Annotated in this window: 14 protein-coding genes and 1 pseudogene; 5 read left to right on the top strand and 10 right to left on the bottom strand. The window is 70.1% G+C overall.

The window, feature by feature from the left end:
• Window positions 1-302 precede the first annotated feature (302 nt).
• Entirely contained in the window at window positions 303-770 is a 468-nt protein-coding gene (locus K304_RS0120115) for a hypothetical protein (protein WP_037791254.1), read from the bottom strand.
• A 249-nt stretch (window positions 771-1019) separates the two neighbouring features.
• Here K304_RS0120115 and K304_RS0120110 point away from each other — a divergent pair, with 249 nt between their 5' ends.
• Entirely contained in the window at window positions 1020-2183 is a 1164-nt protein-coding gene (locus K304_RS0120110; RefSeq protein WP_027765206.1) for a ParA family protein, read from the top strand.
• Entirely contained in the window at window positions 2180-3298 is a 1119-nt protein-coding gene (locus K304_RS34150; protein ID WP_078529418.1) for a ParB/RepB/Spo0J family partition protein, read from the top strand. Before K304_RS0120110 ends, K304_RS34150 begins: the two co-directional genes overlap by 4 nt.
• A gap of 132 nt (window positions 3299-3430) precedes the next feature.
• Here K304_RS34150 and K304_RS0120100 read toward each other — a convergent pair whose 3' ends face one another.
• On the bottom strand, window positions 3431-4876 hold the full coding sequence (locus tag K304_RS0120100; protein ID WP_078529416.1) for a hypothetical protein: 1446 nt from the start codon (window positions 4874-4876) through the stop codon (window positions 3431-3433).
• 170 nt (window positions 4877-5046) lie between these two features.
• On the opposite strand from K304_RS0120100, the gene K304_RS0120095 reads away from it, so the two are divergent.
• Window positions 5047-5508: a GNAT family N-acetyltransferase gene (locus tag K304_RS0120095; RefSeq protein ID WP_027765204.1), complete on the top strand. Its 462-nt coding sequence runs from the start codon at window positions 5047-5049 to the stop codon at window positions 5506-5508.
• A gap of 51 nt (window positions 5509-5559) precedes the next feature.
• Here K304_RS0120095 and K304_RS0120090 read toward each other — a convergent pair whose 3' ends face one another.
• The 5 genes from K304_RS0120090 to K304_RS30165 form a co-directional block, all read right to left on the bottom strand.
• Window positions 5560-7056, bottom strand: a complete 1497-nt coding sequence (locus tag K304_RS0120090) for an SCO6880 family protein (RefSeq protein WP_027765203.1) — start codon at window positions 7054-7056, stop codon at window positions 5560-5562.
• Complete coding sequence (locus K304_RS33445; protein WP_158687379.1) at window positions 7053-8378, bottom strand: hypothetical protein; 1326 nt, start codon at window positions 8376-8378, stop codon at window positions 7053-7055. The genes K304_RS0120090 and K304_RS33445 overlap by 4 nt, the downstream gene beginning before the upstream one ends.
• 62 nt (window positions 8379-8440) lie before the next feature.
• The gene (locus K304_RS0120080) at window positions 8441-9184 is read right to left on the bottom strand and encodes a DUF8175 domain-containg protein (RefSeq protein ID WP_027765201.1); all 744 of its coding nucleotides are present in this window, start codon (window positions 9182-9184) and stop codon (window positions 8441-8443) included.
• A 47-nt stretch (window positions 9185-9231) separates the two neighbouring features.
• Entirely contained in the window at window positions 9232-9519 is a 288-nt protein-coding gene (locus K304_RS30170; RefSeq protein WP_037791252.1) for a hypothetical protein, read from the bottom strand.
• Between the two features lie 10 nt (window positions 9520-9529).
• On the bottom strand, window positions 9530-10015 hold the full coding sequence (locus tag K304_RS30165) for a hypothetical protein (protein WP_037791251.1): 486 nt from the start codon (window positions 10013-10015) through the stop codon (window positions 9530-9532).
• A gap of 109 nt (window positions 10016-10124) precedes the next feature.
• Here K304_RS30165 and K304_RS31805 point away from each other — a divergent pair, with 109 nt between their 5' ends.
• Window positions 10125-11369 carry a M23 family metallopeptidase gene (locus K304_RS31805; RefSeq protein WP_051308656.1) on the top strand — a complete coding sequence of 415 codons (1245 nt, stop codon included), beginning with the start codon at window positions 10125-10127 and terminating at the stop codon, window positions 11367-11369.
• 175 nt (window positions 11370-11544) lie between these two features.
• On the top strand, window positions 11545-11940 hold the full coding sequence (locus K304_RS31800; RefSeq protein WP_027765200.1) for a helix-turn-helix domain-containing protein: 396 nt from the start codon (window positions 11545-11547) through the stop codon (window positions 11938-11940).
• Between the two features lie 218 nt (window positions 11941-12158).
• Here the strand turns inward: K304_RS31800 and K304_RS0120055 are convergent, their stop codons facing one another.
• The 3 genes and pseudogenes from K304_RS0120055 to K304_RS34140 all read right to left on the bottom strand — a co-directional run.
• Window positions 12159-13097 (bottom strand): helix-turn-helix domain-containing protein, encoded by a 939-nt coding sequence (locus K304_RS0120055; protein WP_027765199.1) that lies wholly within the window; start codon window positions 13095-13097, stop codon window positions 12159-12161.
• A 48-nt stretch (window positions 13098-13145) separates the two neighbouring features.
• Window positions 13146-13355, bottom strand: a pseudogene (locus K304_RS34145) (helix-turn-helix domain-containing protein); the annotation flags it as partial.
• A 597-nt stretch (window positions 13356-13952) separates the two neighbouring features.
• Window positions 13953-14141, bottom strand: a 189-nt coding sequence (locus K304_RS34140; RefSeq protein ID WP_486591749.1) for a hypothetical protein, incomplete at its 5' end; no start/stop codon positions are given.

Here is a 14141-nt window from a genome sequence, read left to right as displayed (position 1 = left end):
CTGGCCGTGTTGCGGGAGGAAGCTGGTGATCGGGAAGGCGCCGAAGCCCTCGGTCAGCAGGCTGCCGAACGCGGCGACGCCTTTGCCCTGCAGCGTCTGGCCGAGTTGCGGGAGGAAGCCGGTGACCGGGAAGGCGCCGAAGCCCTCTACCGGCAAGCCGCCGACCACGGCCTCGCCAGGGCTCCCCACTCGGAAGCCACGAAGAGGTTGTGGCCGTACGGGCTGGACGCGGATGGCACGCCGACCCCCCGCTGGCAGTGATCGAGATGGCGGGCTACACCGAGGGGCCGGGAGACTCGTCGTCACTTGCCCGTTTTCAACTCCGCACGGATCCGGGCCCGCAACACTTCCCGCGCGGAGTCTCGCGTTTGCTCCAGCCGCAACAGCTCCGACTTCTCATCCGGGCTCGTGGCGTCACCGTTCTGAACGTCGAAGGCCTCGAGGCGCATGTCATGAACTCGAGCTACAACCTCGCGCCGCCTTTCGGCGAAGGGCTCAGAGGCGAACGCGTCGGCACGGGCTGAAAGGTGCTCGAGGAGCGCTCTCTCCTCGGGTGTCTGCGGCCCGAAGTGGGCCTGCGGGTTGGGATCCATGTCCGGTGCGGCGAGGTACGGATGCTGGTGCCTGAGCAGATCCACGTAGAGCTCCACGCGCCGTTCCCGCAACCTTGCGTGTTCTCCGGTGCGCTGCTGGTGCCACAGGGTCGTGATGTACATCCCCGTGGTCGCTGCGATGGCGAGGGCCGGGATCAATGTCGTCGTCACGTTCACGCGCCCGTAGCGTCTCACCCGCCCGGTCAGTGACGAGTGGTCGGGATGCGGCTCCCGGCTTGTCTCGTTGTCCCTGGGCGCCGGGTATCACGGCGTGATAGCTGCTTGGGCGGTAGCGGTCCGTCGCGCGCGCTCGGGGCAATTATCACGGCGTGATTGTTGGAAGGGCGCGCGGTCCGGACGGGTGAATCTGTGTCAGGAGCGACGAACTGGTACCAGTCGTGGCTCCCGAGTCAGTAAGGTGACGTCATGGCCTCTCCGTACCCCCAAGGAGACCGGGAAAAGGTAGCGTCGAAGCTGCCTGCGGTGCTCCGAAAAGCACTCAAAGTTCGTACTGCTGAACTCGGGTTGGACATCCAGGACGCAGTGACGGCAGCCGTCACCGGCTGGCGTGAAGCCCCGGTCGGCTCCTCCCCCGTCGACACCGCCGGTGCCGAGTCGTTCAGCACCTGGCTCCCCGCCGGCCTCTACGACCAGTTCAAGGAGACCTGCACGGACCGGGACGTCTCCTTCACCCAGGGCCTCGCGCAGAGCGTGAGCCGGTGGCTCGATGCCCACCCGTCTCCGCAGCACGGCGCAGGCGGCACCGAAGTGCAGCGCATGATCGTGTGCAACCAGAAGGGCGGCGTAGGCAAGACCGCCGTGTCCGCGGGCGTCGCCCAGGCATACGCGGAAGAGGGCAAGCGGGTTCTGCTCATCGACTACGACCCGCAGGGCCACCTCAGCGAGCAGCTCCGCGTACCGCAGATCGAGCCCGGCCGCGACAGCCTCGTCTCGCACATGTGCGGCGACGGCGAAGGCGACCTGCGGGACCTGGTCAGGGTGATAGAGGACAAGCGGTTCGAGAAGCGCCTGCACCTGTTGCCCGCCTGCTACGACGGATTCCTCCTCGACCCCAAGATCGCCGTTGTCGCCACTCAGAAGCGCGGCTTCCAGAAGGAGGCGTCACTCGAACTCGCCCTGCGCCCGCTGGAAGCCGAGTACGACATCATCGTCGTCGACTGCCCGCCCAGTCTCGGCATCGCCATGGATGCGGCCCTGTACTACGGGCGTCGCCGGCGAGGCGAAGCCGCCGGCGCGTCCGGCGTCATCATCCCTGTCCTGGCTGAGGACTCCTCCGCGACCGCCTACGGCATGCTCGCGCAGCAGATCGGGGACCTTTGCGAAGACCTCAGCCTCGATATCGACTACCTCGGGCTGGTTGTGAACCTCTACGACTCCCGTCGCGGGTACGTCGCGACGTCGTCCCTGGAGAACTGGAAGCAGCTCGGCGATCCCCGCGTCCTCGCCGTCATCGGCGATCTGAAAGAACAGCGCGAAGCGGTACGGGTCGGGAAGCCTCTGCTGTCCTACGCACCCACCAGTGAGCAGGCAGATGGCATGCGGCAGGTCGCCAGGGAGGCAGCACGATGAGCAAGGCCGACGCGCTCGGCGCATCCTCCGCCTTCGGCGCAGCCACCACGGCGCGCAGCTCGCGGCGCAACCTCATCAACTCCGCTATAGGAGGTGATGGGGCAGGCGCCGCCGTCACCGAACTGCCGACGACTGTCATCAGCGACAACCCCGACAACCCGCGCGACCATCTGCGGAATCTCGATGAGACCGTGCAGAATGTCCGCGAGGTCGGGATCCTGTTGCCCATCATCGTGGCCACCACGGACGCGTGGCTGCGCGAGCGGCCGGAGCGGGCGTCCGAACTGGAGGGCGGCGCGCAGTACTTGGTCGTGGACGGGCACCGTCGCCTCGAGGCGGCTCGTCGTGTCGGAGTCGCGACGGTTCCGGTGCGCGTGGACAACGCCCGTGTGGCCACCGACGAGACGCTCTTGGAGGCGGCGTTCGTCGCGAACTACCACCGCGACGACATGACCGATCTGGAGGAGGCGCATGCGCTGAAGAGGCTGGTGGAGCACTACGGGAGCCAGACAAGGGCGTCGAAGCGGCTCGGTATCCCGCAGAACACCATCTCCTCGAAGCTGTCGCTGCTGAAGCTGTCTCCTGAGTTGCAGAAGGACCTCGTCTCCGGAGCGCGCAAGGTCGAGCATGTCCGCAACCTCGGGAAGCTGTCCCCTGAGGAGCAGAAGGCGAAGGCTGATGAACGCGCCGAGGCTGCCCGGGAGACCGAGTCGCCCCCGAAGTCCCAGGAGTTGCCCGCGGACGCCAAGCTACCGAAGCAGGCCGGCGGGACGACGCCGTCGGCTTCGGGCGCCGCTCCCGCGCGCGAGGTCGTCGAGCCGACCGGCGGTGGGTCCACTGAGCGGAGTTCGTTGTCCGCGGACAACAAGACAGGGGTCGGCGACGACAACTGGGACTCCAGCGGGTCGGCAGAGGTCGGCAGGCCTGCGGCGACGGGCACCTCGCCCACGATTCCACTCGCGCAAAGCACGTCCCTGCTCCCAGTCGAGTTCCGGCAGCGCGTCATGACTGCCAGTCAGAACGACGTGGCGGAGCTGGCTGATGTGCTGGGGCAGAACCTGCCTGCCGACCTGCTGGACTTGCTGGTCAAGGAGTTGCGCGCCTGGATGAAGTGAAGTCGCGGGCGGGGCGGTGCTGTAGGAAACGCGATCGGGGTGGGCCCGGAGCCATGGCTCCGGGCCCACCCCGATGTGGTCGTTCGAACCTGACCAGCATGGAGCCGTGAGCTCTTCATCGACCGCTGCGCGCTACTTGGGAGTCTGCAGGATGGCGGTGTCGGTGTTGTACAGGTCGGCTTCGGTCGGGGTGAGGTGCATCTCGACGGGGATGCCGAGGCGGCCGGCGTTCTTGATGAGGTACTTGCCGCGGCCGGGGTGGGGTCGGTCGGTCTCCCAGGATTCGGGGGCGGACCAGGAGGCGACCATCTCGCGTTCTCGGGTGGTGAGGGCGCGGACTTGGTGGACTCGGGTGAGTTCGAGGTCGGGGAGGGCGCCCATGACGGTGATGGCGGAGCGTTCGACGATGCCGCGGGCTTTGGCCTGGTCCTCGGTGGTGGGGAGGGCTTCGAGGTCGGCGAGGGAGTGGGTGGTGATGATGGAGCCGATGCCCTTCTGCCGGTTCAGGCGGGTGAGCCGGTCGGTGCGTTCCACGAGGCCGGGGGCGGCGCGCAGGGAGCGCCACATCTCGTCTTGGATGGTGAGGTAGGGGCGGGTGTCGCCGACGGCGCGGGTGGCGTCGATGGCGCCGAAGCCGTAGGCCCAGGTGCACAGCAGGGCGGCGGCGACGATGTCGTCGGCGGCGTTGTCGAGGGCGCTGATGTCGATGGACACCGCTGGTGCGGTGAGGTCGGCGGGTGTGGTGGTGGGGCCGTCGAAGAGGCCGTGGAGCAGGCCCTGGCAGATGCGGGCGAGGGTGCGCAGGATGCCGTCGGTCAGGTCGCGGTACTCCTGGGGGCTGCGAGCGAGGACGGCTTGCCGCATCTCCAGGCTGCCGGTGTCGATGGTGGCCATCACCTGGCCGATGACCGGCTGGGAGACCTGGCGGGCGAGGAGGTCCAGGGCGCCGCCGAGGGCGAGTTCTTCGGCGTCGGTGACCGGGGCGCCTCGGGAACCTCGCGCGATCAGGCAGAGGGCCAGGAGGAGGTCCAGGCGGCGGGCGCGGATTTCGGCATGCAGCGCCTGAGCCCTCTCGGGGTGGGTGAAGGCCAGGGAGCCGGCGGCTTGGCCGAGGGCGGCGGAGTCGAGGGGGTTGAGCCGGTCCTGTCCCCAGCCGATGCGGACGACCTGCCCGCCGAGGCGGGTGACGAGGCCGGCGTACTCGCCCTTGACGTCGCCGAGGACGACGACGCCGGTGCCGAACGCGACCAGGCCGGCGGCGATGCGCTTGGAGAACGCGGACTTCCCGACGCCGGGTTCTCCGAGGACGAAGACGCCGGGGTTGGTGGTGATGTTCGCCCGTACCCAGTCGATGGGGTCCAGGGCGACGACCTCGCCCCAGATCATGTGCCGGCCGACGGGGACGCCGATGGCGGGGGCGCCGGAGCCGGCGGTGAAGGGGAACAGGCCGCAGCCCTGGACGGTGGTGGCCTGGTAGCGGGGCGGGCGGGCGGCGTGAGCGACGCGCCCCATCTCGGGGCCCGGCCAGCCCCATGAGGGCGGTGTGGGGCCAAGGGCCGGCATAGTCGTGTCGGCCATCAGGCGGCCCTACCTTTCAGGACAGGGGTGAACCCCAGCTGTTCGTGCGGTTGTGGCACCCGGAGGGTGCTGAGCGCTCGGCTGTCCTGCCAGAGGCCATGGCGCGCTGTCCCCGCGCAACTGCAGGATGCTGCAAAGATCGAGAGACCTACACCTGAGCGGGGGACGAGATGGACGTGCTGATCAGGCCCGCACGGGTCACGGAAGCCGACGTGCTCACAGACTTGGCGCTGCGGTCCAAGGCGCATTGGGGTTATGACGCCGACTTCCTGGCAGCCTGTCGCGATGAGCTCACAGTTGCCGCGAACGACGTTGAACGCCGACGAGCCATGGTGGCTGACAGAGACGGCCATGTCCTGGGCTTCGCCACCCTTGAGGGAGAGCCTCCCACGGGCGTTATGGGCATGATGTTCGTCGAGCCGCAGGCTATCGGCCAAGGGCTCGGCCGCCTGCTGTTCGAACGCACCATCGCAGCTGGACGAGACCTGGGGTTCACTGAGCTCACGATCGACGCAGACCCGAACGCCGAGTCCTTCTACCGCGCCATGGGTGCAGTCCGCACGGGAAGCGTGCCCTCGGGTTCCATCGCCGACAGAGTGCTGCCGCAGATGGTCGTTGCCATTGAGCGCTGAATCAGCGCCCTCTGACGACAGCATGAGAAGCCTTTCGGCGGCGGGTCGTGGTCAGCGGGTGCGGCGGCGTGCGGCGTCGGGCAGGTAGATGCCCAGCGGCAGCGTGGCGGCGAACGCGGCGGCCTGCGACCAGTGCGCCCGCCGTAGCTTGACCTTGGAGGTGCCGGCGCGCTGTTCGACGTCGGCCACCGCGCGGGGCAGCGTGTCGGGGTCGGGGACGGTGGTGGTGACGACCATGGAGTACAGGCCGAGGCCCGCGCCTTGGGCTTCCTCCTGGGCGGCCTGTTCGGCGCGGGCGCGGTCGGCGAGGTCGGTGGCGGTCTCCGCGCGTTGCTGCCGCTGCCGCACGGCGGTGCGGAAGGCGGCGGCGTTGACCTCCTTCTCCAGATGGTCGGCGGCGGCTTCCGCGGGGTGGGGCTCGTAGGCGAGGGTGACCCGCTTGGGGTGCCGGGTGGGGGCGAGCAGCGGGACCAGGACCTCGGAGGTGACGTGCTGGCGGGGGGCGCTTGTCCAGATCCAGGAGACGGAGGTGCCGGAGTCGTGCTCGTAGTGGCTGCGGTGCTCGCGGGCGGCGACGGGGCCGGCGGCTCCGGACTCCAGCAGCGTCTCGGGGGAGGACTCGCGGCCGGTGGCCGGGTCCAGGGCGAGGGCGCGGGCCACCTCGGGGCGGGAGGCGGGGTCGAAGGCGGCGCGGGTGATGCCGGCCAGCCGGGCGGCGCTGGCGCGGCCCAGCACGGTGACGCCGCAGGCGCCCAGGGCGTGCTGCAGTCCGGTCAGGGTCCGGCCGGTCTCCGCGACGGCTTCGGCGAAGGTCTCGCACGGCTCGGGGGAGCGGGCGGGGTCGAAGGTGATGCTCACGCGGGTCTCCACCGCTGCGGACGCGGCGGGGGAGGCGGCGACCAGGTCGTGCATGAGCGCGGTCGCCGCCTCCGGTGCGTGGGGGTGGAGGCGGGCGGTGACGTAGTCCTCGAGGGTGCTGCCGGGGTCGGGGGCGGTGTCCACGGTGACGGTCATCCACCGGACGAGGGGGGAGTGGCCGAGGCGGGCGAGCCAGGCGCCCCATTGGGCGACCCAGCCGTCGACGGCCTCCTGGTCGGCGAGCGCGGTGGACACGGCGGCGACCCGCAACGTGGCGGTCAGGTGGCCGCTGCGGCGATGCCAGGCCATCCCGTAGTGCCCGCCGTCCCCGTCCTCACAGGACAGGATCGCCACCGGGGCGAGGAGGCCCGGAAGGTCCCGGGCCGGCTGATGCAGCGTCACCACGCCGGAGGTGAAGGTGTCCTGCCTCTCGCGTACGCCGCGTCGCCACCGGACAGCGGTGAGCAGGGTCTCCAGCAGCGGCTCGCCCCGCCACCGCAGGGCCGTCAGCGCGGCGGCGACCGCCACGGCGGGGCCGACGTACAGCAGGAGCCGGATGTCGAGGGCTGCGGTGGCCATCACGGCGACCAGCAGGCCGAGCAGGATGAGGGACTGGCCGGTGGTGAGACTGCCCAGGCCGACCCCGCGGGTCTGCCGCCAGCCTCCGTACAGGCGCACCGGTGAGGTCACGTCGCATCCCTTCGGGAGCCGGAGTTCGGTGGGGGCGGCGGGGTGTCGGCGCCCTCGGTCATCGCGCGGCCCGCGGTCTTCGCTCCGGCGGCGCCCACCATGACGGCGGCCGCCGCGGCGGCGCCGATGGGCCCGGCTGCCGCTGAGGCCTTCGCGCCGCCCGCCCCCGCGGTCCCGCCCGCGCCTGCTCCGGAGGCGGCACCGCCGGCACCGGCTGCTGCGCCGCCCGCTCCTCCAGCAGGTGCGGTCGCGCCGGATGCTCCCGAAGCCCCGGCCGCCGGCCCGGCCTTCGCCGCCGGGGGAGCGGCAGCGGGAGACGCAGTGCGGGATCCGGGGACGGCTCCCGCCGCGGTGGGGGAGGCGCCCGACCCGCCGCTGTTCCCTGCGCCCGGCGCGCCGCCGGGCGCCGGTCCGCCCGGGCCGCCGGGACGGGGCGTGCCGCCGCCGCCTTGGCGCGGGAGGGAGGAGTCGACCATGCGGGCGTGCTGCCCGGGGCTCATCCGTCCGCCGCCGCTGCGTGCCGCGCCGCGCAACTGGTAGGCCATCGCGGCCCCGGCGAGCCGGGAGGACCCTCCGCCGCCTCCGGCACCACCACCGCTGGCGACCACCCAGGTGAACAGCTTCATCAGCATGGGCAGGGCGAAGACGGCGATGACGAGCATGGTGATGCCGACCAGCATCTGCTGCGGGCCGCGCGCGTTCTCCATCATCGCGAAGGCGGCGAAGTACACCAGCGACGCGGCCGGTTGCCAGAAGATCAGGGCCAGGCACCACCCGGTGATCTTGGACAGCCAGTGGGTGCCCAGGCCCAGCTGGCCGGAGGCCGCCAGAGGCAGGCAACCGGCGAGGACGACCAGTGCCCCTTCCCGGAAGAGGGAGAGGACCCACTGCACGACCCCGGCGAGGAAACCGAGCAGGGACAGCAGCAGGATCAGGCCGACGTTGTCCTTGACGGGCTGATCGAAGGCCGTGAGCAGCTTGGTGCCGAGCCGGCTGCTGCTCGCGTCGTCCAGGACCCAGGTGGAGAAGCCGCTGGCGGCGCGCATCAGCGCGGTGAGGACGGTGGTGCCGGCCACCGTCCAGAACACCAGCTTCGTGATGCCCTCGCCGATGCTCAGCAGCAAGTCGTGCGAGCCGGAGAGGACCATCCGGATGCCGAGGACGATCATCCCGGCGGCGGCGACGCTCACCGTGAACGGCATGGTGACCTCGCGCACCGCCGTGACGACGCCGGTGTTGAGCTCGCGGTCGCCGGCGTCCACCCACCACGTGAAGCTCTCGGTGATCATCCAGGAGGCGGCGTCGGCCATCGTGACGGCCATCGCCTCCATGCTCGAGCGGGCCGCCGCGACGACGCACCCGGCCGGGTCGGTGATGCCGCACATCAGGGCCCGTCCGGGGAGGGGAGGAGGGTGTAGCCGGCGGTCCCCGTGACGGGCCGGCCCGGCCACCGCCCCCCGGCCGGGGCCTGGAGCACCCAGTCGCCGCCCGACCAGGACACGGCGACGGGCACGGACACCAGCACCTCGCCGCCCTCCGGCCCCGCGCCGCGCGAGAGCAGATGCACCGTCACCCGCTGCGGCGCCTGGTCGAGAACCGGGACGGCGTAGCCGATGACCTGAGCGTAGATGCGCAGCGGCTCACCCTCAGGCAGCCCGGATGCCGCGCGGGCCTCGGCGTAGTCGGCATCGAGATGGGCGAGGAACGCGGTCCGGTCGCCCACCTTCCCGCCCATCCGCTCGGCGTTCGGCACGTACACCTCCGGGCCGAGCTGCGGGGAGACGCGGATGGCCAGATGGACCGCGGCGAGCACCGCGCCGCCCACGTCGCGGCTGAACCCCGACGCGCTCGCCTCCGAGATCTGCCGCGGGCCGTGGACGGGAGAGACCGGCAGCTGCGCGCCGCGCACGTCCATGAACCTCAAGCCGTCCCAGTCCGGCTCCTGCTCGGCGGGCGCGGTCGCAGACGGCTGACTGGGGCCGGTCCTGTCCGGCGCCTGGTCCCCGGCAGCCAGAGGTGCCGCGGCGGGCGGCGGCCCCTTATCGGCCCGGCCCCATCCCTGGCTGTGTCCGACCATCGCGGCCCCGAGCGCGGCCAGCAGCACCGCACCGCCGACCATCATCACCATCGGTGTCCGGCGCCGCCTCGGCCCGTCAGCGGTCGTCGGGCCGGGGTTCACAGGAACATCCCGAGGATGCCCGCCCCCACGCCGCCGATGAACAGCGTGCCCAGCACCTTCATCGGCAGCTCGGCGACCGCATCAGCCGCCGTCGTCGCCCCGCGCCCGCCCTGGCTGCCGAACTGCATGCGGATCCCGGTGTAGATGAAGGAGCCGGCCGCGATCGCGAACCCGCCCCACTTCAAGATCCCGAGCAGGGTGTCGCGCGGCCCGGCCAGCCCTTTCGGGGTCCGTGCGCTGGGGTTCGGAATGCCGTCCATCACCACGGCCAGGACGTCGTTCATCACACGCTCCTCACAGCAGGGCGGCCCGTAGCGCGGCCACGGCCTCGATCAGCGGCTTGGCAGGCGGCACCGTCAGCGGATCGTCGGTGTCCCGCCAAGCCGGCACGTACGGAAGCCGGACCACTCCCCGCACCCGGTCCTGGATGAGCCGCAGCCGCGCGCGCACCGTGGGCGGCTCCCGCAGCGGGCTGTCGGCGACCAGCACGAGCAGGGGCGGGCCCGGCAACTGGCCGTCCCCGATGTGCTGGTGGGCGACGGCCACACCCCGGGTCGCCCAGTGCAGGCCGTAGGCGGTGCCGCGCGCCACCAGCACCAGCGGACAGGTCAGGGTGTGCAGCTGGTCGCGCAGCACCTCTTGCCCGGCCGGGGCCAGCAGACGCGCCACGGTGGTGCCCCCGCACCCGCCGTGGCAGCCGACCACGGCGACCGACGGCAGCACGGAGGACGGCGCCACGACGGGTGCGGACCGCGCTGCGCGGGTTCCCCTCATCGCCACGGCCCTCTTCCTCGCTCGTCGTCCGAACCGCTCAACGACCAGCCCACACACTTAGTTATCGTCTGCGATCAGAAAGTGACGGGGTGTGAGGTCGAACGAGGGAGCAGCAGTGCAGACCGGCAAACAGGCGGCATGGGCAGGCAGCGGCGCCCTGGCCCTCGTCGCCCTCCCCCTCTTCCTCTTCGCGGGCATCAGCGGCGAGGTCGCGACCGCAGGATGCGCCCCGGCCGCGACCGGAGCCCGGTACGCAGCCGGCGCCGACAGCTCCACCGCCGCCGCACACATCGACCTCCCCCTCGCCCAGGCCGACCTCCCACCCCCGGTGCCGCCCGCCTCGCTCACCGCCGCGTCGTGGACGTACCCGGTGCCCGCCCCCGCCACGGTCACCGCCCGCTTCGGCCAGCAGGGCGCGCACTGGTCGCGCGGACACACCGGCACCGACTTCGCCCCACCCGCAGGCACACCGGTCTTCGCCGCCACCGACGGCGTGGTCCTGGCCACCGTCCCCGCCACCGCCGGCCACGCCTTCGGCACCTTCGTCACCGTGCTGCACGCGGACAACGTCGTCACCGTCTACGCCCACCTCGCATCCACCGGAGTCACGCGCGGGCAGCAGCTGGCCGGCGGCGACCAGCTCGGCACCGTCGGCTCCACCGGCAACACCACCGGCCCGCACCTCCACTTCGAGGTGCGACCACAGATCAACGGCCGCCATCTGCCCGTCGATCCGGAGCCCTACCTCGCCGACGCCGCCGTCCCCGCCGCAGGCCCCGCCCGAGCCGCCCCGGCCTCCGTCGACTGCCTCGTCCCAGGCGGCGACGGGAGGCTGCCCGACCTCGCGCAGCAGATGACCCCCACCGTCCGACGGTTGCTCAAGGACTGTCCCGACCTGCCTGAGGCATGGGTCCGCGCACAGGTGATGGCCGAGAGCTCCTGGAAGCCCAGGGCCTGGAGCGCCGACAGTAACGGCGGGGCGGCCGGCCTCTACCAGCTCAGCCGGGCGGCCTGGAAGTCCGTGGAAGGCGACGCCGGCACCTGGCCATCGGGCCGCAAGCCCCCGTCCCGTCACCCGGTGTGGGAGCCCGCGACCCACCTCCGGGTCGGCATCACCTTCGCCTGCCGCCACCTGCACCAGATGACAGCCCACCTCGACAACCACCCCACCAAGCAGATCAGCGCCCTGGACGCGATGGCCATCTGCCACGTCGCCGGCTGCTCACGCGTCACCCGCTCCACCACCGGCATTCCCGCACCGGGCGAAGCGGGCTGCGGGAAGAAGTGCGTGAACACCATTCACGCCTACCTCGGCAACATCCACCGCCACCTGCCCGACGCCTCGCCCTGGACACGCTGAACGTCACTCAGCACAGAAGATGCTGTAGCGTTTTTAGTGACGCGCCAAAGTGAGTGAAAAGGGCCGACGGGACACCACCGAAGTGGTGACGGCATCCGTCGGCCCTGTAGCCCCACCACCACGCCCAGACAGGCGTGACGATGAACCACCACCATAACGCTCGGAGGCCACCCCCATGCCGCAGCACGCCGCAGAGGAACCGGAGCCGCTCCTCACCGCACAAGAGGCCGCCGACATCCTCGGCATCCAACCCGGGACCCTGAGGGCGTACGCCGCCCGTGGCGAGGCACCGCCCGGTCGCAAGATCGGAAGCAAGCGACGGTGGACCCTCCGCGAGATCGAGCAACACCGTGACCACCCGCCAAGCGCCAACCCCGCGCGCCGCGGCCGGCCGCCCGGCGCCACCGACACCCGTCCCCGCACTCCCTCGCTCGCCGTCCGCCGTGCCGAGGAGATCGCCGCCCGCCTCGCAGAAGGGCGCGAGCTGAGCACAGAACAGGTCATGGCCATCTACGACGTCACCGAACGCACCGCCCAGCGCCTCCTCCAACGAGCACGCACCGTCAGGTGAGCACATCAGAGTCCGAAATCCTTGACTCTCCACCCGTCAGGACCGTGCGGGCAGCAGTGGCAGGTGCCCCGCCTGTGATCAGGAGTCCAACGAACTCCGGGTCTTTCGAAGCTGGCCGCAGATCGCCGTACTTGGTCACCGCGCTGCGCACCGCGATCGTGGACGCGCCAACATCGAGGGTGTAGCAGCCGGGAGAGGGCTGGCCCTTACCCCGATACCTACTCGGCAGGGAAGACGTATCCCATGGTGCTTGACCGGGAACGTCGGATGATGCGGTCGCCGTCGCGCCAATGCGGGTACGGGTCGTACGCCAGGATGTGGGCTAGGCGCAACTTATGGCGACGCCGATGTGTCTCGGCTTCGATCTTCGGCCATCCATAGTCCTGCATATTGGGCCGGATGATGCGTTCCTCGGCGTAGAGGGCGCGGTAGTACGGCAGCGTGTCAGTGCAGAACAGAGTGCCCTGGGGCGAGAGTCGCGTGGTGGTCGGAGCGCGCTCGATCAAGTACTGGTCGAAGACTCGTTCCAGAGCCATGAGGGTCTCGTTGCTGGGAGAGATATCGAGCCCGGGTGGGCCGGCAGTGTACAGATCGGCCAACATGTCCCAGCACTCCTGGGACAGCGGATGCACCAGGTACTGCTCCAAGAGGTCAGGTGTCCGGCCCTCAAGTACTTGGGCCTCATCGCCAAGCCTATGGATCTCCTCCTCGTACATCTGAAGGAACCGGCGGGGCACAGCGTGCGCGTAGTCCCGCCTTGCTTGCATCTGGGCACGCTGTGAGAGCAGCTGCCGCATGTCCCCCAGCTCAAGGTTGACCAACTTGCTCACGGCAGCGGGGCGCCCCTGGTAAAGGCGGGCGATCCTGCGCGCTTCGGTGGAGGTGTCCTGAAGCTGCCGGAACTCTCCAGGCTGCCGGCTCCTGGCGAAAAGCGGAGCCAGGAGCTCGGCAGCCTCTTCTCGGCGTCGGCTCACTGCTGGGATCTGAGAGAAGGCCTGCCGCACTCGGGTGTAGTCCACTCCCAGCACCCGGATCACGTCCCAGAGGACTCCCGGTCGACGCTTGGGCATCAAGCCCTCCGTCTCGATGCGCCGGTAGGTGTTCACGGCCAAGCCCAACGAACGCGCCATCTCTTCTGCCGTCAGGCCTGCCGCCACACGAAGATCGGACACCTCGCGTGCACCAGGTTGCAGCACGGACGGGTGTACTCCGACGGCGTGAGCCAGGTCCCGTAGACGTTGGGGTGACGGACTGCTACGGCCGTTCTCGTAGCTGAGAACGAGGGCCTTGGAGGTGCCGACCATGCTGGCCAGGCAGGCAGCGGTCAGTGTGTGGTGCTGGTGGTACGGGCACTCGGCTTGCTTGCGGGAGGCCCTCAGCAGAGTGCCGTCAAACCCGGAGACGCCTCGCCCCATTTGTCACCTTCGAAGAACCGAGGTACTGGTTGCCATCACTATAGCGGTGGCGAACAGGTGACAGGTGGTTGCCCCCTACGGCACCGAACGCCTCTCTAAAGGCTCCTGGCTCTAGCCTAGAGGTACTATTGAGCATCAATACTTGGTTGCAAATCTGCGGAGACTGGCCATGCTGGTGACATCGCGCAGGAGAACAGTCAAGTCGCCGTGACGACAGCCCTGTTGCTGCAGCGCGGAAGCAGAGCAAAAAAGGGATGCCGTGTGCCCTCCCCATCGCCAAATGTTCGGAGCACACGACACCCCAGCCTTGCCGGCCGAAGGTGGCCTCGACTGTTGGCGCAGTCGGGGCCGTTTTCGTGCCTGTTAGATGTCGAACAGTTTACTGAGCAGCCACCTGATGGCTGCGCTCAGCGACAGTCCAGCGATCCAACGCCACGCCCTCTTGCCGGTCTGCTGCTCGTCCCTGCGGGACGTGTCTGAGCCCGACATGCCGCCCTCCTCTCCCGGGTGCGGTCGACCCGTACGGAATCCGACCGACCCCTAAACGGGGAGGAGTTGGGGAACATCGTAGCGGGTGCTAGGGGTCCCACCTATTCGTCACCGAGTAGGGGTCTGTCTACGCGCGAAGATGCCTGATTTCGTCTGTTCTCCTGTTAGGTACCAACCTGCCGCTTCATCAGCATCAGCTTCTTTAGAGCTCGTCTCATTTGGCCTGACGGTCGGTAGCCTGCTGCCGTGGTGATCGTTGAGCGTCTGGTGCCGGATGAGTTGTGGGAGCTGTTCCAG

It is taken from the genome of Streptomyces sp. CNS606, assembly GCF_000426325.1.
Note: the sequence above shows the minus strand (reverse complement) of the source record. Positions and strands in the feature narration are given on the sequence as shown.

Bases quoted from the DNA above. Each gene is read 5' to 3' on its own strand.
- K304_RS0120080 (WP_027765201.1), bottom strand. From the start codon at position 9,184: ATGGTGATGATGGTCGGCGGTGCGGTGCTGCTGGCCGCGCTCGGGGCC.
- K304_RS30170 (WP_037791252.1), bottom strand. From the start codon at position 9,519: ATGAACGACGTCCTGGCCGTGGTGATGGACGGCATTCCGAACCCCAGC.
- K304_RS0120095 (WP_027765204.1), top strand. From the start codon at position 5,047: ATGGACGTGCTGATCAGGCCCGCACGGGTCACGGAAGCCGACGTGCTC.
- K304_RS0120100 (WP_078529416.1), bottom strand. From the start codon at position 4,876: ATGGCCGACACGACTATGCCGGCCCTTGGCCCCACACCGCCCTCATGG.
- K304_RS33445 (WP_158687379.1), bottom strand. From the start codon at position 8,378: ATGGCCGTCACGATGGCCGACGCCGCCTCCTGGATGATCACCGAGAGC.
- K304_RS0120110 (WP_027765206.1), top strand. From the start codon at position 1,020: ATGGCCTCTCCGTACCCCCAAGGAGACCGGGAAAAGGTAGCGTCGAAG.
- K304_RS31800 (WP_027765200.1), top strand. From the start codon at position 11,545: ATGCCGCAGCACGCCGCAGAGGAACCGGAGCCGCTCCTCACCGCACAA.
- K304_RS34150 (WP_078529418.1), top strand. From the start codon at position 2,180: ATGAGCAAGGCCGACGCGCTCGGCGCATCCTCCGCCTTCGGCGCAGCC.